Source organism: Paraburkholderia edwinii (assembly GCF_019428685.1).
GTDB lineage: Bacteria > Pseudomonadota > Gammaproteobacteria > Burkholderiales > Burkholderiaceae > Paraburkholderia > Paraburkholderia edwinii.
Window position 1 is genome coordinate 903,359 of sequence record NZ_CP080095.1, and the last position, 23,376, is coordinate 926,734.

The following is a 23,376-nucleotide window of genomic DNA, read 5'->3' on the forward strand; positions in this document are numbered from 1 at the left end:
GGGGTAATGCCGCGAATTATAAGGCGAATCGTGCAATTTCCGCGCCGCCGGGTCGGGATGTGCGGCTTTTCTGGCCATTCGGCCTATGTTGGGCGTAACGGCCGCGCGCTGGGCGGGCGTCGGATGGTTGTCACAGATGCCCGGGCCGGCCGCGCGCGACGCGCTGTCGATTGACTTTGACCGGGCAGCTAACTCTATGTATAATCACGGGTTTCCGCGCGTGGTGCGTCGGAAAAATGAATCACGAATAAAGAGTGAGGTTCTCAATGTACGCGGTCATAAAAACCGGCGGCAAGCAGTACAAGGTTGCTGTCGGCGAAAAACTTAAAGTAGAACAGATACCGGCAGACATTGACGCAGAAATCACGCTCGACCAGGTTCTCGCAGTAGGCGAAGGCGAATCGATTAAGTTCGGTACGCCGCTGGTCAGTGGGGCTTCCGTCAAGGCTACCGTTGTCTCCCAAGGTCGTCACGCGAAAGTGACCATCTTCAAGATGCGTCGCCGGAAGCACTACCAGAAGCACGGCGGCCACCGCCAGAACTACACCGAACTGCGCATCGACGCGATCAACGCGTAAGCGCATCGGGCAAGGAGCTATCAGATGGCACACAAAAAGGCAGGCGGCTCATCACGGAACGGCCGCGACTCCGAGTCGAAACGCCTCGGCGTGAAGGTTTATGGCGGTCAGGCAATCCTCGCAGGCGGCATCATCGTCCGTCAGCGCGGCACGCGTCTGCATCCGGGCCTGAACGTCGGCATCGGCAAGGATCACACGTTGTTCGCGCTGACCGACGGTCACGTCAAGTTCACGACGAAGGGCGCTGACAAGAAGCACACGGTCAACGTCGTCCCGGCAGCGGCCTGAGGTCAGCCAGCGCGTCCGGAGTTAATCGGACGCTAATAGGCTCGGCTTTCAGCACCGGAAAAAGGCCCCGCGAAGTTAGCGGGGCTTTTTTTATTGGTTTGACTTTCAGGCGGGAAGCACGCTTCGCGGCGTGCACTGCAACTGGCCGATCGGCAGATTGTTGAACCCTTGCGGTGCGGGGCAAAATAGCGGCAGCGCGGTTGGTTCGCAACGCATCGAAAAGCATTAAACGGCAACAGCAACGGCAACAAATGGGACGGAGCAACTCATGAAGTTCATTGACGAAGCGAAAATCGAAGTCATCGCCGGCGACGGAGGGGATGGCAGCGCGTCGATGCGCCGCGAGAAGTTCGTCCCGTTCGGCGGGCCGGATGGCGGCGATGGTGGTCGCGGCGGCAGCGTGTATGCGGTCGCGGACCGCAATATCAACACGCTGATCGACTACCGTTACTCGAAAAAGCATCAGGCGCGCAATGGCGAGAACGGTCGCGGCTCGGACTGCTACGGCAAGGGCGGCGATGACATTACGCTGCGTATGCCGGTCGGCACCGTGATTACCGATCTCGATACCGGCGAACTGATCGCCGATCTGACTGAGCACGATCAGGTCGTTCAGGTCGCGAAAGGCGGTGCGGGAGGCCTCGGCAATCTGCACTTCAAGTCGAGCACGAATCGCGCGCCGCGTCAGAAGACGGACGGCAAGCCGGGCGAGCGCCGCATGGTGCGTCTCGAATTGAAAGTGCTCGCCGATGTCGGCCTGCTCGGCATGCCGAACGCGGGCAAGTCGACCTTCATTTCGTCGGTGTCGAATGCGCGGCCGAAGATCGCCGATTATCCGTTCACCACGCTTGCTCCGAACCTCGGTGTCGTGCGCGTGGGCCCGAGCCGCAGCTTCGTGATCGCCGACATTCCGGGCTTGATCGAAGGCGCGGCCGAAGGCGCAGGCCTCGGTCATCAGTTTCTGCGACATTTGCAGCGCACGGGCTTGCTGCTGCACATCGTCGACCTTGCGCCGTTCGACGAAGCGGTCGATCCGGTCGCTGAAGCCAAGGCAATCGTCAACGAACTGCGCAAATACGATGAGTTGCTGTACTCGAAGCCGCGCTGGCTCGTGCTGAACAAGCTCGACATGATTCCCGAAGAGGAACGCGAAGCGCGTGTCGCCGCGTTTCTAAAGGGATTCGACTGGGACGGGCCCGTGTATCAGATTTCCGCGTTGACGGGCCAAGGCTGCGAAAACCTGTGCTACGCCGTGTACGACTATCTTGCCGAACACTCGGATGCGCATCGCGCCGCCGAAGCGGAAGATCTCGCCGCCGACGTGCGTTTCCGTGGAGAGCCTGAGGGCGGGAGTACTGGCGCATCGGTGCCGCCGCCGCAAGACTGATCGCAGCAGCAAGTGCGGTTGCCCGCCGTTGCGCGGCGTGGCGTGCGGTTGACCGCGTTGTCCGCCGTCGCCCTTCAGCGGCACGCCTGCGTGCCAAGGCGCCGTTGGCCACCCCAGCCTGACGAATCACCCCTGAACCCTGTTGGAGATCGCGCACCATGCGTTCCGTCATCGCAGATTCCCGCCGGCTCGTTGTAAAAGTCGGATCGAGCCTCGTCACGAATGACGGGCGCGGTCTCGATCACACGGCAATCGGCCGTTGGGCTGCGCAGATCGCCGCGCTGCGCGAGCAAGGCAAGGAAGTCGTGCTCGTCAGTTCCGGTGCGATTGCCGAGGGCATGCAGCGCCTCGGCTGGACGAAACGGCCGCGCGAAATCGACGAATTGCAGGCGGCGGCCGCGGTCGGACAAATGGGGCTCGCGCAGGTCTATGAAAGCCGCTTCGCGGAACACTCGATTCGCACCGCGCAGATTCTCCTTACGCACGCGGACCTCGCGGACCGCGAACGTTACCTGAATGCGCGCTCGACGCTGCTGACATTGCTGCGCCTTGGCGTCGTGCCGATCATCAACGAGAACGACACGGTCGTTACCGACGAAATCAAGTTCGGCGACAACGATACGCTCGGCGCGCTGGTCGCGAATCTGATCGAAGGCGATGCACTGATCATCCTCACCGATCAACAAGGGCTTTTCACCGCCGATCCGCGCAAGGATCCGGCCGCGACGCTCGTACAGCAGGCCGACGCGGGCTCACCCGAGCTGGAGGCGATGGCAGGCGGCGCGGGCTCGAGCATCGGCCGCGGCGGCATGCTGACCAAGATTCTCGCGGCCAAGCGCGCGGCGCACAGCGGCGCGAACACGGTCATCGCCAGCGGCCGCGAGGCGGATGTACTCGCGCGGCTCGCGTCGGGCGAAGCGATCGGCACGCAGCTGATCGCGCGTACCGCGCGCATGGCGGCGCGCAAGCAATGGATGGCCGATCACCTGCAGGTGCGCGGCCACGTCGTGATCGATGATGGTGCGGTGGAGAAGCTCACCGGCGGCGGCAAGAGCCTGCTGCCGATCGGTGTCGTCGACGTGCAGGGTGCGTTTGCGCGCGGCGAGGTGATTGCGTGCGTGAACGCGGCGGGGCGCGAGGTCGCGCGCGGCCTCACAAATTACAGCAGTTCGGAGACGAAGCTGATTCAGCGCCGCCCGAGCGGCGAGATCGAATCGGTGCTCGGCTATATGCTCGAACCGGAGCTGATTCACCGCGACAATCTCGTACTCGTTTAGGGTTAGGCCGGCAGCGCGCGCACGTTTCGCGCCGCTCGCCTTGTGCCGCAACTGAGGGGGCGCAACGCGTGCCCGAAACCCACGCGCGGCTCACATTGGTTGGGTCGCAACACGCGCGTGTCTCGCGCCCCTCGCCTTGCGCCGCAACCAACGCGGCGCGACGCGCATCCATAACCACGCGCAGCCCACATTGAATCGACGCGTCGCGACAACGACGCGCCGATCAATCATCGGGTCATCAAATCGCCCTGCGTCCGGTTGTACCGCATATTGTTGACGATTGTCTTCGCCGAGCCCACCGGGATTCGGTTCGCGCAGAAGAAGTCCTGATACAGCGATGCGCGGTACGCGTTGAGGTCGCCGTTTTCAATGCGCGCCCAGTCGTTTGCGACGGTGCGATCCCAGCCGTCGTGGTCGTCGTTGAGGCCCGCATACAGACGCCACGTGTAGTTATCGCAGTGAATGCCTTCGTAATTGACGTTGCGCGCACCGCTCGGACTCGTCACGACGACCGTATAGCGCACCACGCCGTCCGACCCTACCGATACCGACTTCGAGTCGATAAAGAAACTGAGCGGCGTGTTTTGCGAGACTTCGAACGGCAGCAGGTCAGCCTGGTTGGGCAGCGGCGGCAGTGTCTCGACCTTGTTCTCGGTCCAGTTGCTCGGCATGTCCAGCAGGTAGTGGAAGTCCGCGTCCTTTTGCGGCGTCGGCTGCTTGTTACCGGAACTGGAGCAGCCGGCCAGCAAGGCACCGGTGGCAACGCATGCCACCGCGAGAGCAAACAATTTCAAGTGAAATTCCCCGAAACGCCGGCGCGGCGGCGAATGTGCCGCACCGGCAGACGCAGCGCCAGGCGCCGCAATGCGCTGCACGATATCAGTCTTGCGGCGCCTCGCGCAAACCCGGCACGCGATCGACCACGCTTTCGGCCGCCGAACAGTCGGACTCCATCGGAGCACGCAACGCGGCTTCAACGACAACAGCCGACGCGTTATCGGCCGATGCCGCACCGTTCGACGACGATGAGGCCGGCGCGGAAGCGACAGAATCCATGCCTGACCCCGGCGGCACATTCACCGACGACGCCATCCGGGGATAGCGCTGCCCATGATGTCCACCCGGTTTTTCCGCACGCGGCGCAGCGCGGCGCAGGAAACGGGAGAGCTCCGTTAGCGCCAGCTGATACACATCCCGCTTGAACTCGATCACACAGTCGAGCGGCACCCAGTAGTCATTCCAGCGCCATGCATCGAACTCCGGGTGATCGGTAGCGCGCAAGCAGATATCGCAATCGCGTCCGACCATCCGTAGCAGGAACCAGATTTGTTTCTGGCCTCGGTAATGCCCGCGTACTTCACGCTTGATGAACTTGTCCGGCACCTCATAACGCAACCAGTCGCGCGTGCGACCGACCACCTTGACGTGCTCGGGAAGCAGCCCGGTTTCTTCGTGTAACTCCCGATACATCGCTTGCACGGGGGTCTCACCATATTTGATGCCCCCTTGCGGAAACTGCCAGGAATGTTCACGGAGCCGCTTACCCCAAAACACCTCGTTGTGCGCGTTCAAGAGGATGATGCCGACGTTCGGGCGAAAGCCTTCACGATCCAGCATACAACCACCTTCGAATCCTTTAAAATTGCTTTGATTATAAACAGATAATGGTCTAAACGCACCCCGGCGGAACCCCGGCGATACCCCGGATGACCCGCAGATGGCACCCCGGGTTATGCCTCAGACTCATCTGAATGGCATCCGTACTGCGCCTGGTTTGCGCGGCCTTCGTGCCGGTTTGGACCACGATCGAGTCTGATACCGCGGCGTAAATGTCGCACCGCGATCGCGCTTCGCTTGCGGCTTGTTCGGATTGTTCGCGCGAAGGTCGCGCATTGTCGGATCAAGCCGTAAGGGCCATCGCACGCGAGCGGACATGTCGAAGGCGGCGGCGTAGTCACCGAACGCGCGCGGCGGCAGTTGTTACCCGCGATTCGATTCGATCGGCTCACCGATTCATCGACCGATCGCGGCAAGGATCGCTGCAAGGACCGTGGCAAACAGCGAATGCATTCTGTGATTGCATTCGGCGCGAGGTTCACGCACATTTCACGCTCGACCAGCGAGCTTTTCGTCCAGATCTGGCGCGGATTTGGCGAACCGGTCCGCAAATGCTACCGTTTCATCTCTTTGGGCGGGCCCGACCCGGTTCCGCCGCTTTTGGAAAACTCTGAATGAAAGCCTCCCGTTTCTTTATTGGCACGCTCAAGGAAGCGCCTGCCGACGCCGAAATTGTCAGCCACAAGCTTATGGTGCGCGCGGGCATGATCCGTCGCGTCGCCGGCGGCATCTATAACTATCTGCCAATCGGCCTGCGTTCGATCCGCAAAGTGGAAGCGATCGTGCGCGAGGAAATGAACCGGGCGGGCGCAATCGAACTGCTGATGCCGTCGGTGCAGCCGGCCGAACTGTGGCAGGAGTCGGGCCGCTGGATCAAATACGGCCCCGAGCTGTTGCGCTTCAAGGATCGCAAGCAGAGCGACTTCGTGCTCGGGCCGACGCACGAGGAAGTCGTCACCGATATCGCGCGCAACCAGATCAAGAGCTACCGGCAATTGCCGGTGAACTTCTATCAGGTGCAGACGAAGTTCCGCGATGAAATCCGTCCGCGCTTCGGCGTGATGCGCGGCCGCGAGTTCATCATGAAAGACGCGTACTCGTTCGATAAGGACGCGGAAGGCCTCAAGGAGTCGTATCGCAAGATGTACGACGCGTACGTGCGCATCTTCACGCGCCTCGGTCTGGAATTCCGCGCGGTGGCGGCCGACAACGGTGCGATCGGCGGCAGCGGTTCGCACGAATTCCATGTGATTGCCGATACCGGTGAAGATGCGATCGCCTACTGCCCGACGTCGGAGTTCGCGGCGAACGTCGAAGCGGCCGACGCACTGCCGCTGATCGCGCAGCGCGCCGCCCCCGCCGAGCCGCTCAAGAAGACCGCGACGCCCGGCAAGGCGAAGTGCGAGCAGGTCGCCGAGCATCTGAATATCCCGCTCGAGCGCACGATCAAGTCGATCGTGCTCGCCACCGAAAACGAAGGCGCCGCGCCGACCATCTGGCTGTTGCTGCTGCGCGGCGACCACGAATTGAACGAGATCAAGGCGAGCAAGCAGCCGGGTCTCGCCGATTTCCGTTTCGCGACGGAGGCCGAGATCGTCGAGTGGTTCGGTACGCCGCCCGGTTACCTCGGGCCGCTGAATACAAAGAAGCCGGTCAACGTGATCGCCGATCGCACGGTCGCGAACATGAGCGACTTCGTAGTCGGCTCGAACGAAGTCGACTTCCATACGACCGGCGTGAACTGGGGCCGCGATCTGCCGGAGCCGACCGTCGCCGACATCCGCAACGTCGTGAAGGGCGATCCGTCGCCCGACGGTAAGGGCGTGCTTGACATCTGCCGCGGCATCGAGGTCGGTCACGTGTTCCAGCTCGGCACGCGTTACTCGGTCGCGATGAATGCGACGTGCCTCGACGAAACCGGCAAGCCGCAGCCGATGGAGATGGGCTGCTACGGCATCGGCGTCACGCGCATTCTCGGCGCGGCGATCGAACAGAACTTCGACGATAAGGGCATCATCTGGCCGGAATCGATCGCGCCGTTCGAAGTCGTGCTGTGCCCGATGGGTTACGACCGCAGCGACGCCGTGCGCGAGCAGGCCGACAAGCTCTATGGCGAACTGATGGCGGCCGGCATCGACGTGATTCTCGACGATCGCGGCGAGCGCCCTGGCGTGATGTTCGCCGATTGGGAACTGATCGGCGTGCCGCATCGGCTCGTGATCGGCGATCGCGGCCTGAAGGACGGCAAGATCGAATATCAGGGCCGCCGCGATACTGAAGCGACCTTGCTGCCCGTCGAAGACGCCGCGCAAACGGTGATCGATAAAATCAAGGCATCACTCGCGCACTAATCGGAGCGGGCATGGAGTACAACTTCCTGTCCGCAACGATCCTCCTGATTCTGATTACGGATCCGCTCGGCAATATTCCGCTCTTCGTTAGCTGCTTGAGGGGCGTGACGCCACACCGCCGGGCGGTCGTGATTCTGCGCGAGGTTGCGATTGCGTTCGGCATCCTGCTGGCCTTCATGCTGGCAGGCGACCGCTTTTTGCGGATGATGCATCTCACCGATCTGTCGTTGCGCATCGGCGGCGGTATCGTGCTGTTTCTGATTGCGATCAGAATGATCTTCCCGCATCCGGACGGCCTGACTGGCGTGACGCGCGGCGGCGAGCCGCTGATCGTGCCGCTCGCGATTCCCGCGCTGGCGGGTCCATCGGCGCTCGCAACCGTCATGCTGCTGACCTCGCAAGCGCCGGGCAAGATGCTCGAATGGATCGCCGCGCTGTGCGTGACGATGGTGGTCTGCGCGATCGTGCTCGTGATGTCGGAGCGGATTCAGCAGTGGCTCGGCGAGCGCACCGTCACCGCATTCGAGCGGCTGATGGGGCTCGTGCTGGTCGCGATTTCAGTGGAAATGATTCTGGCCGGCATCCGCGCGTTCGTGCATCAACTCTGACGACGGATGCCGGGCGGCGATGCATGCCGGGCTGGCGCCGCGGTACGTGCGCTTGCGCGGCATCGGTGCCTGTGTTCAGGCATCTGAGTTCAGGCGTCCGCCGTCAGCGCGCGAATCGTCGGCAAATTGCGCCAGTAGCCCTTTGCGTCCATCCCGCAGCCGAACACATAACGGTCCGGCACCTGGAAACCGCAAAAGTCCGGGCGCAGCGGCTTGGACTTCTTGATGTCCTTCTCGCACAGCACCGCGCTCATAAAGCGCTTCGCGCCCATCGCGAGAATGCGATCGCGGATCGCGGCCATCGTCTCGCCTTCGTCGAGGATATCGTCGAGCACGAGCACGACGCGGTCTTTCACCGATTCCGCGGGCGCGACACGCCACTGCATGTCGTGGCTACCCTGTGTGGTGTTCCGGTAGCGCGTGAGGTGGATGTAATCGAACTCCAGCGGGAAGTCGAGGTGCGGCAGCAGCATGCCGGTGAACACCGCGGCGCCGCCCATCACCGACAGCACGAGCGGGAACACGTCGCTCATCTCGGCGCGGATTTCGCCGGCCATCCGCTCAATCGACGTATCGACTTCGGCGGCCGATACGATTTCCTCGGACTGGCTGAAAATCTGCAGGGCTTCTTCGCGGTTCATGACGTTAGGCGGGCGGGAACGGTATACATATTAGTGTGAAAGACAACGGCGCCGCGCGCCACAGAATAAACCCGGCATCGCGCTCAATGTTGCGTCGACGATGCACGGGGGCCGCGCCCAGTGTTGCGTCGGCGTTGCGCGAGTGGTGCGCGAGTGGTGCGCGAGTGTTGCGTTTAGCGCATGCCCGGCAGCATGCCCTTCATGCCGCGCATCATCTTCTGCAGGTTGCCGCCCTTCAGCTTCTTCATCATGGTGCGCATCTGGTCGTACTGATTGAGCATGCGGTTCACTTCCTGCACCTGCACGCCGGCGCCCGCCGCGATACGGCGTTTGCGCGTCGCCTTGATCAGGTCGGGTTTGGCGCGTTCCTGCGGCGTCATCGAGTTGATGATGCCCTCCATCCGGCGCATCTGCTTTTCGGCCTGGCCCATATCGGCGCCGGCCGCGGCCTGCTGGAATTGCGCGGGCAGCTTGTCCATCAGCGACGACAGGCCGCCCATGTTTTTCATTTGCGAAAGTTGCGCGCGGAAATCGTTGAGGTCGAAGTCGCCGCCTTTCTTGACCTTGTCCGCGAGCTTCTGCGCAGCCTGCACGTCGACGCCGCGTTGCGCCTCTTCGACGAGCGCGAGAATATCGCCCATGCCGAGGATCCGGTTCGCCATGCGATCCGGATAGAAGATTTCGAGGCCGTCGAGTTTTTCCGCGACGCCGACGAACTTGATCGGCTTGCCGGTCACATGCCGCACCGACAGCGCCGCGCCACCGCGCGAGTCGCCGTCGAGCTTGGTCAGCACGACACCGGTGAGCGGCAGCGCGTCGTTGAATGCCTTCGCGGTGTTGACCGCATCCTGGCCGAGCATCGCATCGACAACAAACAGCGTTTCGGCCGGATTCAACGTGCTGTGCAGCGCGGTGATTTCCTGCATCATCGCTTCGTCGATACCGAGACGGCCCGCCGTATCGACGATCAGCACGTCGTGATAGTGGCGCTTGGCCCAATCGACCGCGCCGCGCGCGATATCGACCGGCTTCTGATCGGGCTCGGACGGGAAGAAATCGGCGCCGACCTGCTCGGTCACCGTCTTCAACTGCGCAATTGCAGCGGGACGGTAGACGTCGCACGAGACGGTGAGCACCTTCTTTTTGTACTTTTCGCGCAGGAGCTTCGCGAGCTTGCCGACCGTCGTCGTTTTACCCGCGCCCTGCAGACCGGCCATCAGGATAATGGCGGGCGGCGTGACGGCGAGATTGAGTTCGACGGCCTTGCCTTCGTAGTCGCCGCCGATCACCGCGGTCAGCTCGCGCTGCACGACGCCGACGAGCGCCTGACCCGGCGACAGACTGGCGATCACGTCTTCGCCGAGCGCCTTTTCCTTCACTTTGCCGATGAAGTCGCGCACGACCGGCAGCGCAACGTCGGCTTCGAGGAGCGCGAGGCGAACTTCGCGTAGCATCTCCTGCGTATTGGCTTCGGTGAGCCGGGCTTCGCCGCGCAGCGTCTTGACGACGCGCGCCATCCGTTGAGTGAGATTGTCGAGCATGGGGAGCCGGTGGGTAACTGTGCGTAACGGTGGGTGCGTAAAAGCGCGCAGTAGGGTGGGTAGTGCGGCCCTCTATGCGCGCGACGATGGTGTGTGCGGCAGCGCGTGTGGTGCGCTGTGCGTGGCACACGCGGTGCGGCATGGAGCACCTCAGTGTGGAGCACCGCGGTGGAGCATCACATGAAGCGTCGCAGGAGCCCGCATCCGGCCCACATCTAGCCAGGCGTCGCGGCCAAAGGCCCTAGTGTAAACTTCGAACATGGATATTGTACTGTATGCCCTCACTGCGCTCCTCTACGGCGGACTTGCCGTAGCGGGCTGGCGTTCGCATCGGCAGGCGGCGCTCGAGCCGATGCTCGAGGGCACGCCGTCGCTGGCCGCGGGCGGTAACCTGAATTCGCCGGCAACGATGCCCCGGTCTGCGTCGATCGAAGGCGCGTCGTTGCGCGAGCCGGCACGGCGCACGGCCGTCGGCATGTCGCCGGCCGTGCGCGTTCTGCTGTTTGTCGCGCTGGTCGTGCACGGCGTCCTGCTGCACACCACCATCTTCCCGCACGACGCGATGGTGTTCGGTTTCGCGTTCGCGTTGTCCGCGATGTTCTGGCTCGGCGTCGGCATTTACTGGATCGAAAGCTTCTTCTTTCCGCTCGACGGCCTGCGGCTGCTCGCGCTGCCGCTTGCCTGCGTCGCCTCGTTGCTGCCGCTCGTCTTCGGCGGCGTGCATGTGCTGTCGTACGCGGCTGCGCCGCTTTTCAAGCTGCACTTCCTGATCGCGAACGTCGCGTACGGGCTTTTCGTGATTGCGGCGCTGCACGCGGTGCTGATGCTGCTCGTCGAGCGGCGTCTGCACGCAATGCGTGGCCGCGGCGGTGTGGTGCAGCGGCACAGTGCCGCAGCCGGCAACGGCTGGCTCTCGAGCTGGCTCGATACGCTGCCGCCGCTGCTCACGCTCGAAAAGCTGCTGTTCCGCCTGATCAGCGCGGGCTTCGTGCTGCTGACGCTCACGCTCGTGTCCGGCATGCTGTTCAACGAGCAGCTGGTGAACCGGCCGCTCAGCTTCGATCACAAGACGGTGTTCGCGATCCTGTCGTGGCTCATGTTCGGCGCGCTGCTGACTGCGCGTAAAGTATCGGGCTGGCGCGGCCGCGCCGCGTTGCGCTGGGTGCTCGCGGCCTTCGTTGCCTTGGTGCTTGCCTATATCGGCAGCCGTTTCGTGTTCCAGGTGCTGCTGCACCGTCCTGTCGTCTGAGTGTTCCCATGCGGCAAATCATTCTGCTGATTCTGCTTTTCTTCGTCGGCCAGTGGCTCGTCAAGGCGTTGCGGCGTCAGGACGCGCGCACCTCGACGCGCACCGGCGACGCCGCGCGCGACGCATCCGGAGCCAACGCTGCCAACAGCGGCGCGAACGGTGGTGCAAACAGTGGCGCAAGCGGCGCCGGTCAGTCTTCGAGTAACCGTGCTGCGGGCGCCGCGCGCCACCAGTTGCCGGAGCCGATGATCCGCTGCGTCGAGTGCGGCGTGCACGCGCCGAAGAGCGATTCGGTGACCGTCGGCAGCCAGACGTTCTGCGGCCATGAGCACGCGCAGCGCTATGCGACGCGCGTCGCGCAAACCAAAGGTCGCGAAGGCCGATGAAGCAACGCTTCACGGTCGGCGCCGACGGCTGGATTGCCGCGGCGCGCCAACTTCCGTCGCCGAATGTCGAAGCACGCCCGGCGGGCGCGGTGCCGACGCTGATCGTCGTGCACAACATCAGCCTGCCCCCGGGTGAATTCGGCGGCGGCGCCATCGCCGATCTTTTCCTCAATCGCCTCGACTGCGACGCGCATCCGTACTACGCGGCCAACCTGCGCGGCGTGCGCGTCTCCGCGCACTTCGTGATTCATCGCGACGGCACGCTCGAGCAGTTCGTGTCGTGCGACGAGCGCGCCTGGCACGCGGGCGCATCGAGCTTCTTCGGCCGCGAGCGCTGCAACGACTTCTCGATCGGCGTCGAACTCGAAGGCAGCGACGCGAGCGCATTCGAACCGGCGCAATACCGGACCCTCGCCGCACTCGCACAAGCATTGGCCGCGCACTATCCGATCGATGCGCTCGCCGGTCACTCGGACATCGCCCCGGGCCGCAAGACCGACCCAGGGCCGCATTTCGACTGGACGCGACTGCAACGCGAAACTTCATTTCCCGATCAGTATTTCCCCTATCGCTATCGTCCGGCGTCTCCTTGAGCGCCTGCGATGAAAACCCGCAAAGCGTCACTGGGCTTGCTCGTGCGAGAGCCTTGCCCGGTTGCGGCGAGGCGAAATGTCAACCCGCGCTGGCTAAATTTTTCAATTGCGAGAACGCTAAAGTCCACTATACTTGGTGCCGTTAAAGCAGTTTTCCACAAGATGTTGTGTTGTTCGGGGGCAGCACCCGCTTCGCGACCAAGGGTGCTAAAGCATTGCCGGCATTGAAAAATACTGAAGTAACGCGTTCTGAAGTGATGCCCGTCTTACTCGAAGCAGTGCGGCGTGCGGCTTCAGCATCGTGTTTTCAACTCCGTGTTTCCAGCTCGCACTTTGAGTTCACGCTCTTAGCTCGCGCTTTTAGCTCATGTTGAAGCTTCAGCCATTTCGAAAAAAGGGACCAGCCAGTGATCGCAACACGCATGATGAAGACGCTCGTCCGCGCGCATCTGATTCGTCATCAGTTGCGTGGTGGTTCCGAACCGGCCGTCGCGTCGCGCTGTTCCCGCCGCCGCAAAGAAGCTGAGCCCGGTGTCTTCGTAGAAGGTCCTGAAAGAAGGCCCGGAAGGCACCCCGAAGAAGCTCAACATCAGCGGCGACCCAGGCGGTCATCCCCTCCGCAGTTTTTATCGAATCCGTACCTCGCTCGCGTCCGCGCCGGCGCAGCGATTGTTTTAATCCGCGGTTAGGTCCGCACCACCCCAAGACCAGGAGCTTTTGCACATGCAAACGACCGACAACGTGACGACCCGGTACGAGGGCGCACCCACTGGCCTCCCACACGCCGGAGAGGCTCAGGGCGCGCAAGCGCTCGCGCCGTCGACTTTCGCCGACTACAAGGTGATCCGTCGTAACGGCAGCGTGGTGTCGTTCGAGCCTTCGAAAATCGCCATCGCGGCGACGAAGGCTTTTCTGGCCGTCAACGGCGGTCAAGGCGCAGCGTCGGCGCGCGTGCGCGAACTCGTGGAGCAGCTGACGCAAGGCGTCGTGCGCGCGCTGATGCGCAGCCGCCCGAACGGCGGCACGTTCCATATCGAAGACATTCAGGATCAGGTCGAACTCGCGCTGATGCGCGGCGGCGAGCACAACGTCGCGCGCGCTTACGTGCTGTATCGCGAGAAGCGTAGCCAGGAGCGCAGCCAGTCGGCAGAAGCGCAACCCGGCGAGGCCGGTCTCAACGTCACCGACAACGGCGTCACGCGTCCGCTCGATCTGCCCGCGCTGCGCGGACTGATCGAATCGGCCTGCGCGAACCTCGGCGACGCGGTGAGCGCGGAGCCGATCGTCGCTGAAACGGTGAAGAACCTGTACGACGGCGTGCCGATGAGCCAGGTCTACGACTCGGCCATCCTCGCCGCGCGCACGATGATCGAAAAAGACCCGGCGTATAGCCAGGTCACCGCCCGCATCCTGCTCCACACCATTCGCCGCGAGATCCTCGAAGAGGAAGTCACTCAGGCGCAAATGGACGAGCGCTACGCCGAATACTTCCCGCTCTTCATCAAGCGTGGCGTGCAGGCGGAACTGCTTGACGACAAACTGCTGCAGTTCGACCTCAAGCGCCTCGGCGCGGCGCTCGACGCAAGCCGCGACCTGCAATTCGGCTATCTCGGCCTGCAAACGTTGTACGACCGCTACTTCCTGCACGTCGACGGCACGCGCATCGAGATGCCGCAGGCATTCTTTATGCGTGTCGCGATGGGCCTGTCGCTGGGCGAGATCGACCGCGAAGCGCGCGCGATCGAGTTCTACAACGTGCTATCGAGCTTCGACTTCATGAGCTCGACGCCGACGCTGTTCAACTCGGGCACGCGCCGCTCGCAACTGTCGTCGTGCTACCTGACGACGGTCGACGACGACCTCGACGGCATCTACGAGGCGCTCAAGGAAAACGCGCTGCTCTCGAAGTTCGCCGGCGGCCTCGGCAACGACTGGACGCGCGTGCGCGCGCTCGGCTCGCACATCAAGGGCACCAACGGCAAGTCGCAAGGCGTGGTGCCGTTCCTGAAAGTGGTCAACGACACGGCTGTCGCCGTGAACCAGGGCGGCAAGCGCAAGGGCGCGGTGTGCGCGTACCTCGAGTCGTGGCACCTCGACATCGAGGAATTCCTCGAGCTGCGCAAGAACACCGGCGACGACCGCCGCCGCACGCACGACATGAACACCGCGAACTGGATTCCCGACCTGTTCATGAAGCGGGTGCACGAGGGCGGCGACTGGACGCTGTTCTCGCCGTCCACCTGCCCGGATCTGCACGACAAGTTCGGCGCCGAGTTCGAAGCCGCTTACACGGCTTACGAAGACAAGGTCGCGCGCGGCGAACTCAAGCTGTTCAAGAAGATTCCGGCGGCGAACCTGTGGCGCAAGATGCTCGGCATGCTGTTCGAAACCGGCCATCCGTGGATCACGTTCAAGGATCCGTGCAACATCCGCAGCCCGCAGCAGCACGTCGGCGTGGTCCATTCGTCGAATCTCTGCACCGAGATCACGCTGAACACGAGCGACACCGAAATCGCCGTCTGCAACCTCGGTTCCGTGAACCTCGTCGCGCACATGAAGCAGCAGGCCGACGGCACGCTCGCGCTCGACCACGAAAAGCTCAAGCGCACGGTGAGCGTTGCGATGCGGATGCTCGACAACGTGATCGACATCAATTACTACGCGGTCGCCAAGGCGCGTAACTCGAACCTGAAGCACCGCCCGGTCGGCATGGGCATCATGGGCTTCCAGGACTGCCTGCACCTGCTGCGCACGCCGTACGCGTCGATGGAAGCGGTCGAGTTCGCCGACCGGTCGATGGAAGCGGTCTGCTACTACGCGTACTGGGCGTCGACCGAACTCGCGCAGGAGCGCGGCCGCTACTCGACGTACCGCGGCTCGCTGTGGGATCGCGGCATCCTCCCGCAAGACACGCTAAAGCTGCTCGCCGACGCGCGCGGCGGCTATGTCGAAGTCGATTCGAGCGAGTCGATGGACTGGAGCGCGCTGCGCTCGCGGATCGCGGCACACGGCATGCGCAACTCGAACTGCATCGCGATCGCGCCGACGGCGACGATCTCGAACATCATCGGCGTGTCCGCGTGCATCGAGCCGACTTTCCAGAACCTGTACGTGAAGTCGAACCTGTCGGGCGAATTCACGGTGGTCAACGACTACCTCGTGCGCGACCTGAAGGCGCGCGGCCTGTGGGACGAGGTGATGGTCGCCGACCTGAAGTACTTCGACGGCTCGCTGTCGCGTATCGACCGGATTCCGGGCGACCTGCGCGCGATCTACGCGACCGCGTTCGAAGTCGACGCGACGTGGCTCGTCGAGGCGGCTTCGCGCCGTCAGAAGTGGATCGACCAGGCGCAGTCGCTCAATATCTATATGGCGGGCGCGTCGGGCAAGAAGCTCGACGAGGTCTACAAGCTCGCGTGGCTGCGCGGCCTGAAGACCACGTACTACCTGCGCACGATGGCGGCGACGCACGTCGAGAAGTCGACGGTCGCGCACGGCGCGCTGAACGCGGTGCCGAGCGGTGACGGTGGTGCGGGCGGCGCCGGCGGTGCTGCGGGTGGCTTCGGCGTGAATGGTGGCGTGGGTGGCCTTGGTGGCGGTGTGTCGGGTGGTATTCAGGCATCGGCTGCGGGAACGGCTGTTGCGTCTGCAGTTGCAGCGCCGGCTGTCGCCGCTGTCGAAGCGGCGCCCGAAGCGGACGGTCCTGTCTGCATGATGCGTCCGGGCGATCCTGGCTTCGAAGAGTGCGAGGCCTGCCAGTAACGAGTGGTAACACGCCGGCGGCGACACGATTCGCGCCGCCGCCGGCGCAGCAGAAGTAGTAGAAGAGCAACAGCAGAAGAGGCAACGGCCGAAGGAAGACGCGCGATACGCGTGACGAGCGCGGCACGCGTAACACCCGTAACAAGAGCAGCAAGCGCAGCAAGCGCAGCAAGCGTAACAGGCGCAACTCAAGCAACGCGCGCGGCTCATGCAACGGCTCATGCGACGCTTCAAGCAACGCTTCACGTCGACGATCCAGCTGTAGTGCAAGCGCACCTCGGGCAATGAAACGCAGCACATCGCACGCGCGCGCCGAAGTCTCTCTCGTGATGTCGAAGCCTCATCGAAGACATCATCGAAGCCGCTTCGAAACGACGCTCAACGATGAAGAGCAACACGTCGACACGTCTTCAACGACACGCATTTCAATCGCGTTCACTGCATCGACCTTCACAGTCTGTTGAACAAAGTGTTGTATGAAGGTCTCAACGTGAATCGAAAACACGAATTTTCATGAGCGAGCCCTTTTATCGCTCGTGAAAAGATGGTACAAACCGATCTAAATTGATGGTGACATTTATGCTCAACTGGGATGACGAGATCACTGCCGTAACTCCGTCGAGCGCTTCGCAACAAAACGTGTTGCGCAACGCTGCGGGAACGGTCGTCGGTTCGCAAGTCGAAACGCGTGCCGCTCATCAGGCTCCCTCCGCACAAGACATCTTCGCGGGCGACATCGCTGTCGCTCCCGCTGTCACCCGTCTTGCTGACCAGGCAGCAGCGTCGACCGCTGCGCCGGCTGCCACCGCTCATACCGCTGCCGCCTCCTCCGAAGCGCGCGTGAATGTCGCCGACAAGCGCATCATCAACGGCCAGACCGACGTCAACCAGCTCGTCCCGTTCAAGTACAAGTGGGCGTGGGAGAAGTATCTGTCGGGCTGCGCGAACCACTGGATGCCGCAGGAAATCAACATGTCCCGCGACATCGCCCTGTGGAAAGACCCGAACGGGCTGACCGAGGACGAGCGCCGCGTCGTCAAGCGCAACCTCGGCTTCTTCGTGACGGCTGACTCGCTCGCGGCGAACAATATCGTGCTCGGCACGTATCGCCACATCACGGCGCCCGAATGCCGGCAGTTCCTACTGCGCCAGGCGTTCGAAGAGGCGATCCACACGCACGCATACCAGTACATCGTCGAGTCGCTCGGGCTCGACGAAGGCGAGATCTTCAACGCGTACCACGAAGTCGCGTCGATCCGCGCCAAAGACGAATTCCTGATCCCGTTCATCCATACGCTGACCGACCCGGCCTTCAAGACCGGCACGCTCGAAGCAGACCAGAAGCTGCTCAAGTCGCTGATCGTGTTCGCCTGTGTGATGGAGGGCCTGTTCTTCTACGTCGGCTTCACGCAAATCCTGGCGCTTGGCCGCCAGAACAAGATGACCGGCGCGGCAGAGCAGTACCAGTACATCCTGCGCGACGAGTCGATGCACTGCAATTTCGGCATCGACCTGATCAACCAGATCAAGCTTGAAAACCCGCATCTGTGGACGGCTGAATTCCGCGCGGAAATCCGCGAGCTGTTCAAGCAGGCGGTCGACCTTGAATATCGCTACGCCGAAGACACCATGCCGCGCGGCGTGCTCGGCCTGAACGCGTCGATGTTCAAGAGCTATCTGCGCTTCATCTGCAACCGCCGTTGCCAGCAGATCGGTCTCGATCCGCTGTACCCGAACGAGGAAAACCCGTTCCCGTGGATGAGCGAGATGATCGACCTGAAGAAGGAACGCAACTTCTTCGAGACGCGGGTAATCGAATATCAGACTGGCGGCGCGCTCTCCTGGGAGTAACGTCCCTCGCGCCGCGTATGAGATTTTGATGGGGATGCCGCCGGCACGTGCCGCGGCATATTGGTTAGGAGTTTGACTGCCTGATGCAGAGCGTGCCGGGTGCCATAGGCGCCGCAGTGTTATCGATGCGGGCCCAAAAGCGGGCCCACCAAGATCAGAGGCACTTTGCGAACCCTTCAGTGGGATGGGCAAACTTCCCCTTACGAAAAGCCGCTCGCCTGGCTCATGCGAGCTCGGGCGGCTCGATCAAACGCTTGCCGGCGTCGGTATCCGACGTCGACTGGACTTGGCGCGCGATGCCACGGGGCAACGCGCGCCTTACCGTATTCATTAGCGTAAGCGCGTCGGATATGCGTACGCCGATGAATAGCCCGCTTCGTAGCGCGCGCCCTGAAAAGCGTCCGCGGGAAACGGGTTTTGATGACGAAGGGTGTTGTTTGATTTAACTCTCATCTGAAACCTGAAGGAGAAAACCATGGCAATGGCCAAAAAGAAGCCTGCTGCAAAGAAAGCGGCAGTGAAGAAGGTTGCTGCGAAGAAGGCCGCTCCGGCGAAGAAGGCAGCTGCTAAGAAAGTCGCAGTGAAGAAGGTTGCTGCGAAGAAAGTAGCAGTGAAGAAGGTTGCCGCGAAGAAGGCGCCGGCGAAGAAGGCAGCAGCAAAGAAAGTCGCTGCAAAGAAAGTCGCAGTGAAGAAGGTCGCAGCGAAGAAGGTCGCAACGAAGAAGGCAGCACCGGCGAAGAAGACCGCAGCGAAGAAGGTTGCTGCGAAGAAGGCGCCGGCTAAGAAGGCCGCTGCGAAGAAGGTAGCGAAGAAGGCTGCTGCCAAAAAGGCGCCTGCGAAGAAGGCTGCCGCCAAGAAGGCTGCCCCTGCGAAGAAGGCTGCCGCGAAGAAGGCCGCTGCGCCTGCGAAGAAGGCTGCCCCTGCGAAGAAGGCTGTCGCCAAGAAGGCTGCCCCTGCTCCGGCTGCGCCCGCTGCATCGTCGGCTCCTGCTTCGACGGTCAAGACCGCGTTGAATCCGGCTGCTGCATGGCCGTTTCCGACGGGCCCGCGTCCGTAATAGCCGCAGTCAGGCTAGGCAGAGCAACAAGCTGTGAGAGCCGGCGCTGCGCGCGACTAAGGCGTGTGCCGGTTCGGTTGAGTAGCGCTACTCAATCCTCGATCCCGTCTCCCAATGTGGGTGGCGGGATTTTTTTCGCGCAAAGAAAAGCAATGCACAGGGAAGGGCAGGCGAGCGAGGTTGGCCGTCGACAGCGGCGTGCGCCGTCGTGGCCGGGGAAAGAAACGTTAGCGTCTATCTGACTGATGCACTGGCGTAGGCATGCTCAATGCGGATCACTGCGCGGCAGCGCGCGTTCAGTGCGGCGCTCTATGTGCCGTTCAGAGTGCCGCTGAGTGTGCCCGTCAATGCGCCCGTCAATGCGCCGGGCGCTCGTCAGTGCGTGACGCGCGTGACGCCGCCGCTCGATAGCAGCCGCACGCGTTCACCCGCGAGGAAGACCTCGCCGGTGTTCGTCTGCGTGATCGCGCGCATGTCGCCGTTGTCGAGGCGCACCGTGATCTCGACACCGTCGCGCGTGGCCGCGGCGTTCTCGACCGCATTGCCGGCTACTGCGCCCGCGAGACCGCCGATGATGCCCGTGACGATCGACCCGGTGCCGCCGCCGATCTGGCTGCCGGCGATGCCGCCGAGCGCGCCGCCGCCGAGAAAACCCAGGCCGGTCGGCTGACCGTTGTTCGAGCTGATCTTCACCGCGCGCACGCTATCGACGGTGGCCAACCGCACGGTTTCCTCGCGCTGCGCCTGCGACGCGGTGTAGACGTCGGCCGAGCTGCTGTTGTACGCGCACCCCGACATCGCAAGCGCGCCGCCGATTGCGCAAGCAATCGCCACGGCGGCGCCGCGCCGCTCTGCTGATCGATTATTCATCGAACGATTCATTGTTTTCATCTTTCACTCCCTTTGGGCCCCCGACAGGCCCCGAACTTCCTGACTGCGATACTGCGCCGAGTCAGTCTACGCGTCGAGTGCGTAGCCGAACGCCTGCTTGAATCGTTCGTTGATTTCCGCGCGCGACGGCGCGTAGTTTTGCGGCCCCTGGTGCTCGATCTTCAGCGCGCCCATCAGGCTGGCGAGGCGACCCGCAGTGGCCCAGCCGAGTTGTTTTTCGATGCCGTACAGGAGGCCGCCGCGGAATGCATCGCCGCAACCGGTCGGATCGAGCACGCGTTGCGCCTTGACCGCCGGAATTTCTTCGATGCCGCCTGCGTGATGGATCTGCGAGCCGTGCTCGCCGCGCGTAATGATCAGCGCATCGACGCGGCTCGCGATCTCTTCGATCGACCAGCCGGTCTTGTTGCTCACCAGTTTGGCTTCGTAATCGTTGACCGCAACGTAAGTGGCAAGTTCAATCATGCGCCGCAGCGACGCACCGTCGAAGAGCGGCAGGCCCTGGCCCGGATCGAAGATGAACGGCACCTTGGCGGCGGCGAACTGTTCGGAATGCTGGATCATTCCGTCGAAGCCGTCCGGCGCGACGATGCCGAGCGTCACGCCCTTCGCTTCGTCCGCGCGGTTCAGGTGCGACTGCATCATCGCGCCCGGGTGGAACGCGGTGATCTGGTTGTTCTCGAGGTCGGTCGTGATCATCGCCTGCGCCGAGTACGTGTCGGGCAGCACGCGCACGTGCGCCTTCGCGAGGCCGAGCTGATCGAGGCGATCGATATAGAGCTGCGCGTCGACGGCGCCGAGCGTCGCCATGATGTGCGCGTCGCCACCGAGCAGATGCAGCGCGTAGGCGATGTTGCCCGCGCAGCCGCCGAACTCGCGGCGCATCGTCGGCACGAGGAAGCTGACGTTCAGGATGTGGACCTGTTCCGGCAGGATGTGCTCCCGGAACCGGCCTTCGAAGGTCATGATGTTGTCGTAGGCGAGCGAACCGCAAATCAACGTAGCCAAGGCGAGCGTCCTGTAACAGTCAAAAGAACGAAATGTGCAGAAAGGTGAAAACCGGTATGTCGATACGACAGCGCCGCGCGTTCGTGGTCGTCGAGACCCGAAGCGCGGCGCAAGCGCATGCGCGCGAATAAGGCGGAGAGCGCGCGGCGCGTGAAGATTACGTCAGCAACTTACTCGCGCACCTTATTTCAGTGCATTGAGCGCGGCGTCATAGTTCGGCTCGGTCTTGATTTCGCTGACGAGCTCCGCGTGCACGACCTTGTCGTTTTCGTCGATCACGACAACCGCGCGCGCGGTGAGGCCGGTCAGCGGGCCGCTCGTGATGTCGACGCCGTAGGCGCGCGCGAACTCATGGCCGCGGAAGGTCGACGCGGTGGTGACATTGGCGAGGCCTTCCGTCGTGCAAAAGCGCGATGCGGCGAACGGCAGATCGCCCGACACGACGATCACCGCGGTGTTCGCAAGCTTGCCGGCCGCTTCGTTGAACTTGCGCGTCGAGGTGGCGCAGGTCGGCGTATCGAGGCTCGGCACGATATTGAGCACCTTGCGCTTGCCATGGAACTCGGCGAGCGTGACCGACTTGAGGTCGCGACCGACGAGCGTGAACGCCGGCGCCTGTTGGCCGACGGACGGGAACGTACCGGATACGTCGATCGGGTTGCCGCCCAGCGTAACTTGACTCATGTTGTGCTCCGAAGATTGATTGGACTAGCGATGGTTGGAAACGCGCGGCGGCCGGGTGCGGTCGCGCGCGTGAGGTCGGTCATGGATAAAAAATCTGCACGCGGAAATTGGTGGCCGTCGCGCTGCCGGTGTCGAGCCGCACGAACATCGTTTCGGTCGTGCGCGGCGCGAGGCCCGCGGAGATCTGCGTGCCCGGCTTCACATAGTCCTGCGGCCATAGCACGCGGCGCACCGCGATGTTGTTGTGTTCGTCGAGCAGCGTCAGTTCGACGGCCGGGTAGGCGAGCGGCACGTTGAAGCGATTGTGCAGCGGCATGCGCAGTTCGAGCTTGTGCGGGCCGTCCACCTGGCGCAGATCCGACGGTTCGACCTGCAAGCCGTCGATATCGCGCGGCGGCGTGAACGTGCAGCCGAGGTGCTCGCAGACCTGCGCGAACAGCATCCGCGAACCCGGCGCATAGACCATCACCGTTTCGCGCTGCCACCAGGCGAGCTGCGCAATCAGCACAACAAACAGCACGAGCGCAACGAGAATGCCGACGATGCGCAAGCCGAGGCGCCGCGGTTCGGACGCGCGCTTTTCGCGCACGACGGCGAATGCGTTGTCGTCGTCGCCGGGCGCGGCGGCGAACGGCGACGCGGCGGCCGGCCCTGCTGCGGCCGCGGCCGCCGGGCCGGGTCCGAAGTGTGGCTCGTTATCGGAGATATTCGGCGGGATACGCGTGCGATCTTCATCGGGCTCAAGCGCGGGTTCAAGTGCGGGCTCGGGGCGCGCCTCTTCTTCGCGACGGCGCCACACGTGCGGCGGCGGCACCGCGGGATCGCGCGGCGCTTCGGGCTCAGGCTGTGCGGCCAGATGCGGAACAACGGGCTCGGGTGGCGTTCTGAACGCAGGCTCGATCGGACGCGCGGTCGCGTTCTCGAGGTGCAGATCCTGCCCCTCGGTGAATTCGAGCTTGAGCTTGGGCTGCGCGGAGCGCGGGATCGTGACCGGGTTGTACGGAATCGTCGCGGCGTTATGGCGGATGCGGCGATCGACCGAGGCGTCCGGCGCGGGCGCCCATGGATTCCATGTTTCCGCGCGGAAATCGGGCGAATTGGGATCGTCGCTTGAGCCCGGCGCGTGCGCTTCGGGCGATGCCGACTCGAAAGGTGCATGGGGTGCCGCAGGGGCCTCGGGCGCAGCAGGGAAGCTCGCGGCGGCTGCCGCCGTTGCCGTAGCAGCCGGCGGAGGCACCGGCTCGGCACGTTCCGCAGCGGACGCATTAGAGACAGTGGAAGCAGCGGATGCGGTAGACGCAGCGGGCGACGCAGATGCAGAAGCGCCCGTCACAGCCGCCGCACCCAATCCTTCACCGCCGCTCACACGCGGCTCCTGCGCGATCAGCCGTGCAACTTCGTCGGCCGTGACCGGCGTCGCGCTGCGAAAATCGCCGCCGTCGGCGAGATCGAACAGACTGCTCGACGCATCGAATACTTCGCGGCAATGTCCGCAGCGCACGAGACCGCGGCGCAGGGCGAGCTGCGCGGGTTGAAGGCGGAAGACTGTTTCGCAGAAGGGACAGCGCGTCGCAAGAGCCATATTGAACCGGGAGCCGCGCGGGGCT

The 23,376-nt window shown here is 63.3% G+C and carries 22 protein-coding genes; 13 read left to right on the top strand and 9 right to left on the bottom strand.

Annotation, left to right across the window (positions count from 1 at the left end):
* The first annotated feature begins 266 nt into the window (after positions 1–266).
* The 4 genes from rplU (at position 267) to proB (ending at position 3,530) form a co-directional block, all read left to right on the top strand.
* On the top strand, positions 267–578 hold the full coding sequence (rplU, locus tag KZJ38_RS03980; protein WP_007180329.1) for a 50S ribosomal protein L21: 312 nt from the start codon (positions 267–269) through the stop codon (positions 576–578).
* A gap of 24 nt (positions 579–602) precedes the next feature.
* Positions 603–866, top strand: coding sequence for a 50S ribosomal protein L27 (gene rpmA / locus KZJ38_RS03985; protein ID WP_219798872.1), 264 nt, complete (start codon positions 603–605; stop codon positions 864–866).
* A 268-nt stretch (positions 867–1,134) separates the two neighbouring features.
* Positions 1,135–2,253 (top strand): Obg family GTPase CgtA, encoded by a 1,119-nt coding sequence (cgtA, locus tag KZJ38_RS03990; RefSeq protein ID WP_219798873.1) that lies wholly within the window; start codon positions 1,135–1,137, stop codon positions 2,251–2,253.
* A gap of 158 nt (positions 2,254–2,411) precedes the next feature.
* A complete protein-coding gene (gene proB, locus KZJ38_RS03995) occupies positions 2,412–3,530 on the top strand; it encodes a glutamate 5-kinase (RefSeq protein WP_219798874.1) in 1,119 nt (372 codons plus the stop codon).
* A gap of 227 nt (positions 3,531–3,757) precedes the next feature.
* Here the strand turns inward: proB and KZJ38_RS04000 are convergent, their stop codons facing one another.
* Positions 3,758–4,324 (bottom strand): CNP1-like family protein, encoded by a 567-nt coding sequence (locus KZJ38_RS04000; protein WP_219798875.1) that lies wholly within the window; start codon positions 4,322–4,324, stop codon positions 3,758–3,760.
* 85 nt (positions 4,325–4,409) lie between these two features.
* Positions 4,410–5,147, bottom strand: a complete 738-nt coding sequence (locus KZJ38_RS04005; protein WP_219798876.1) for an RNA pyrophosphohydrolase — start codon at positions 5,145–5,147, stop codon at positions 4,410–4,412.
* A 614-nt stretch (positions 5,148–5,761) separates the two neighbouring features.
* Here KZJ38_RS04005 and KZJ38_RS04010 point away from each other — a divergent pair.
* Both KZJ38_RS04010 and KZJ38_RS04015 read left to right on the top strand, forming a co-directional pair.
* Positions 5,762–7,498: a proline--tRNA ligase gene (locus KZJ38_RS04010; protein ID WP_219798877.1), complete on the top strand. Its 1,737-nt coding sequence runs from the start codon at positions 5,762–5,764 to the stop codon at positions 7,496–7,498.
* Positions 7,499–7,509: 11 nt separating this feature from the next.
* Entirely contained in the window at positions 7,510–8,106 is a 597-nt protein-coding gene (locus KZJ38_RS04015; protein WP_219798878.1) for a MarC family protein, read from the top strand.
* An 89-nt stretch (positions 8,107–8,195) separates the two neighbouring features.
* Here KZJ38_RS04015 and KZJ38_RS04020 read toward each other — a convergent pair whose 3' ends face one another.
* Both KZJ38_RS04020 and ffh read right to left on the bottom strand, forming a co-directional pair.
* Positions 8,196–8,747, bottom strand: a complete 552-nt coding sequence (locus tag KZJ38_RS04020) for a hypoxanthine-guanine phosphoribosyltransferase (RefSeq protein ID WP_219798879.1) — start codon at positions 8,745–8,747, stop codon at positions 8,196–8,198.
* Between the two features lie 173 nt (positions 8,748–8,920).
* The gene (gene ffh / locus KZJ38_RS04025) at positions 8,921–10,288 is read right to left on the bottom strand and encodes a signal recognition particle protein (protein WP_219798880.1); all 1,368 of its coding nucleotides are present in this window, start codon (positions 10,286–10,288) and stop codon (positions 8,921–8,923) included.
* Positions 10,289–10,547: 259 nt separating this feature from the next.
* Between ffh and KZJ38_RS04030 the strand changes: the two genes are divergently transcribed.
* The 3 genes from KZJ38_RS04030 to ampD are packed head-to-tail and all read left to right on the top strand — an operon-like array spanning position 10,548 to position 12,516.
* Positions 10,548–11,537: a cytochrome C assembly family protein gene (locus KZJ38_RS04030; RefSeq protein WP_219798881.1), complete on the top strand. Its 990-nt coding sequence runs from the start codon at positions 10,548–10,550 to the stop codon at positions 11,535–11,537.
* A gap of 8 nt (positions 11,538–11,545) precedes the next feature.
* Positions 11,546–11,923: a PP0621 family protein gene (locus tag KZJ38_RS04035; protein ID WP_219798882.1), complete on the top strand. Its 378-nt coding sequence runs from the start codon at positions 11,546–11,548 to the stop codon at positions 11,921–11,923.
* Positions 11,920–12,516, top strand: a complete 597-nt coding sequence (gene ampD / locus KZJ38_RS04040; protein ID WP_219798883.1) for a 1,6-anhydro-N-acetylmuramyl-L-alanine amidase AmpD — start codon at positions 11,920–11,922, stop codon at positions 12,514–12,516. The genes KZJ38_RS04035 and ampD overlap by 4 nt, the downstream gene beginning before the upstream one ends.
* Positions 12,517–12,881: 365 nt before the next feature.
* Here the strand turns inward: ampD and KZJ38_RS04045 are convergent, their stop codons facing one another.
* On the bottom strand, positions 12,882–13,106 hold the full coding sequence (locus tag KZJ38_RS04045) for a hypothetical protein (protein ID WP_219798884.1): 225 nt from the start codon (positions 13,104–13,106) through the stop codon (positions 12,882–12,884).
* A gap of 133 nt (positions 13,107–13,239) precedes the next feature.
* Between KZJ38_RS04045 and KZJ38_RS04050 the strand changes: the two genes are divergently transcribed.
* The 4 genes from KZJ38_RS04050 (at position 13,240) to KZJ38_RS04060 (ending at position 19,186) form a co-directional block, all read left to right on the top strand.
* A complete protein-coding gene (locus KZJ38_RS04050; protein ID WP_219798885.1) occupies positions 13,240–16,278 on the top strand; it encodes a ribonucleoside-diphosphate reductase subunit alpha in 3,039 nt (1,012 codons plus the stop codon).
* Positions 16,279–16,857: 579 nt separating this feature from the next.
* Positions 16,858–18,129: a ribonucleotide-diphosphate reductase subunit beta gene (locus KZJ38_RS04055; protein WP_219798886.1), complete on the top strand. Its 1,272-nt coding sequence runs from the start codon at positions 16,858–16,860 to the stop codon at positions 18,127–18,129.
* Between the two features lie 83 nt (positions 18,130–18,212).
* Complete coding sequence (locus KZJ38_RS36355; protein WP_425518317.1) at positions 18,213–18,575, top strand: hypothetical protein; 363 nt, start codon at positions 18,213–18,215, stop codon at positions 18,573–18,575.
* Positions 18,576–18,604: 29 nt separating this feature from the next.
* Positions 18,605–19,186, top strand: coding sequence for a histone H1-like DNA-binding protein (locus tag KZJ38_RS04060; protein WP_219798887.1), 582 nt, complete (start codon positions 18,605–18,607; stop codon positions 19,184–19,186).
* 375 nt (positions 19,187–19,561) lie between these two features.
* On the opposite strand, the gene KZJ38_RS04065 is transcribed toward KZJ38_RS04060, so the two are convergent.
* The 4 genes from KZJ38_RS04065 to KZJ38_RS04080 form a co-directional block, all read right to left on the bottom strand.
* Complete coding sequence (locus KZJ38_RS04065; RefSeq protein ID WP_219800107.1) at positions 19,562–20,056, bottom strand: outer membrane lipoprotein; 495 nt, start codon at positions 20,054–20,056, stop codon at positions 19,562–19,564.
* Between the two features lie 87 nt (positions 20,057–20,143).
* Entirely contained in the window at positions 20,144–21,085 is a 942-nt protein-coding gene (locus tag KZJ38_RS04070; RefSeq protein WP_219798888.1) for a carbohydrate kinase family protein, read from the bottom strand.
* Positions 21,086–21,268: 183 nt separating this feature from the next.
* Positions 21,269–21,769 (bottom strand): thiol peroxidase, encoded by a 501-nt coding sequence (gene tpx, locus KZJ38_RS04075; protein WP_219798889.1) that lies wholly within the window; start codon positions 21,767–21,769, stop codon positions 21,269–21,271.
* 79 nt (positions 21,770–21,848) lie between these two features.
* Positions 21,849–23,351 (bottom strand): zinc-ribbon and DUF3426 domain-containing protein, encoded by a 1,503-nt coding sequence (locus tag KZJ38_RS04080; RefSeq protein ID WP_219798890.1) that lies wholly within the window; start codon positions 23,349–23,351, stop codon positions 21,849–21,851.
* Positions 23,352–23,376: the final 25 nt, after the last annotated feature.

Bases quoted from the DNA above. Each gene is read 5' to 3' on its own strand.
- ampD (WP_219798883.1), top strand. From the start codon at position 11,920: ATGAAGCAACGCTTCACGGTCGGCGCCGACGGCTGGATTGCCGCGGCG.
- rplU (WP_007180329.1), top strand. From the start codon at position 267: ATGTACGCGGTCATAAAAACCGGCGGCAAGCAGTACAAGGTTGCTGTC.
- KZJ38_RS36355 (WP_425518317.1), top strand. From the start codon at position 18,213: ATGCAGAGCGTGCCGGGTGCCATAGGCGCCGCAGTGTTATCGATGCGG.
- KZJ38_RS04010 (WP_219798877.1), top strand. From the start codon at position 5,762: ATGAAAGCCTCCCGTTTCTTTATTGGCACGCTCAAGGAAGCGCCTGCC.
- KZJ38_RS04045 (WP_219798884.1), bottom strand. From the start codon at position 13,106: ATGTTGAGCTTCTTCGGGGTGCCTTCCGGGCCTTCTTTCAGGACCTTC.
- KZJ38_RS04060 (WP_219798887.1), top strand. From the start codon at position 18,605: ATGGCAATGGCCAAAAAGAAGCCTGCTGCAAAGAAAGCGGCAGTGAAG.
- tpx (WP_219798889.1), bottom strand. From the start codon at position 21,769: ATGAGTCAAGTTACGCTGGGCGGCAACCCGATCGACGTATCCGGTACG.
- KZJ38_RS04050 (WP_219798885.1), top strand. From the start codon at position 13,240: ATGCAAACGACCGACAACGTGACGACCCGGTACGAGGGCGCACCCACT.
- cgtA (WP_219798873.1), top strand. From the start codon at position 1,135: ATGAAGTTCATTGACGAAGCGAAAATCGAAGTCATCGCCGGCGACGGA.
- KZJ38_RS04080 (WP_219798890.1), bottom strand. From the start codon at position 23,351: ATGGCTCTTGCGACGCGCTGTCCCTTCTGCGAAACAGTCTTCCGCCTT.
- KZJ38_RS04035 (WP_219798882.1), top strand. From the start codon at position 11,546: ATGCGGCAAATCATTCTGCTGATTCTGCTTTTCTTCGTCGGCCAGTGG.
- KZJ38_RS04020 (WP_219798879.1), bottom strand. From the start codon at position 8,747: ATGAACCGCGAAGAAGCCCTGCAGATTTTCAGCCAGTCCGAGGAAATC.
- KZJ38_RS04005 (WP_219798876.1), bottom strand. From the start codon at position 5,147: ATGCTGGATCGTGAAGGCTTTCGCCCGAACGTCGGCATCATCCTCTTG.
- KZJ38_RS04055 (WP_219798886.1), top strand. From the start codon at position 16,858: ATGCTCAACTGGGATGACGAGATCACTGCCGTAACTCCGTCGAGCGCT.
- rpmA (WP_219798872.1), top strand. From the start codon at position 603: ATGGCACACAAAAAGGCAGGCGGCTCATCACGGAACGGCCGCGACTCC.
- KZJ38_RS04030 (WP_219798881.1), top strand. From the start codon at position 10,548: ATGGATATTGTACTGTATGCCCTCACTGCGCTCCTCTACGGCGGACTT.
- proB (WP_219798874.1), top strand. From the start codon at position 2,412: ATGCGTTCCGTCATCGCAGATTCCCGCCGGCTCGTTGTAAAAGTCGGA.
- KZJ38_RS04065 (WP_219800107.1), bottom strand. From the start codon at position 20,056: ATGAATAATCGATCAGCAGAGCGGCGCGGCGCCGCCGTGGCGATTGCT.
- KZJ38_RS04015 (WP_219798878.1), top strand. From the start codon at position 7,510: ATGGAGTACAACTTCCTGTCCGCAACGATCCTCCTGATTCTGATTACG.
- ffh (WP_219798880.1), bottom strand. From the start codon at position 10,288: ATGCTCGACAATCTCACTCAACGGATGGCGCGCGTCGTCAAGACGCTG.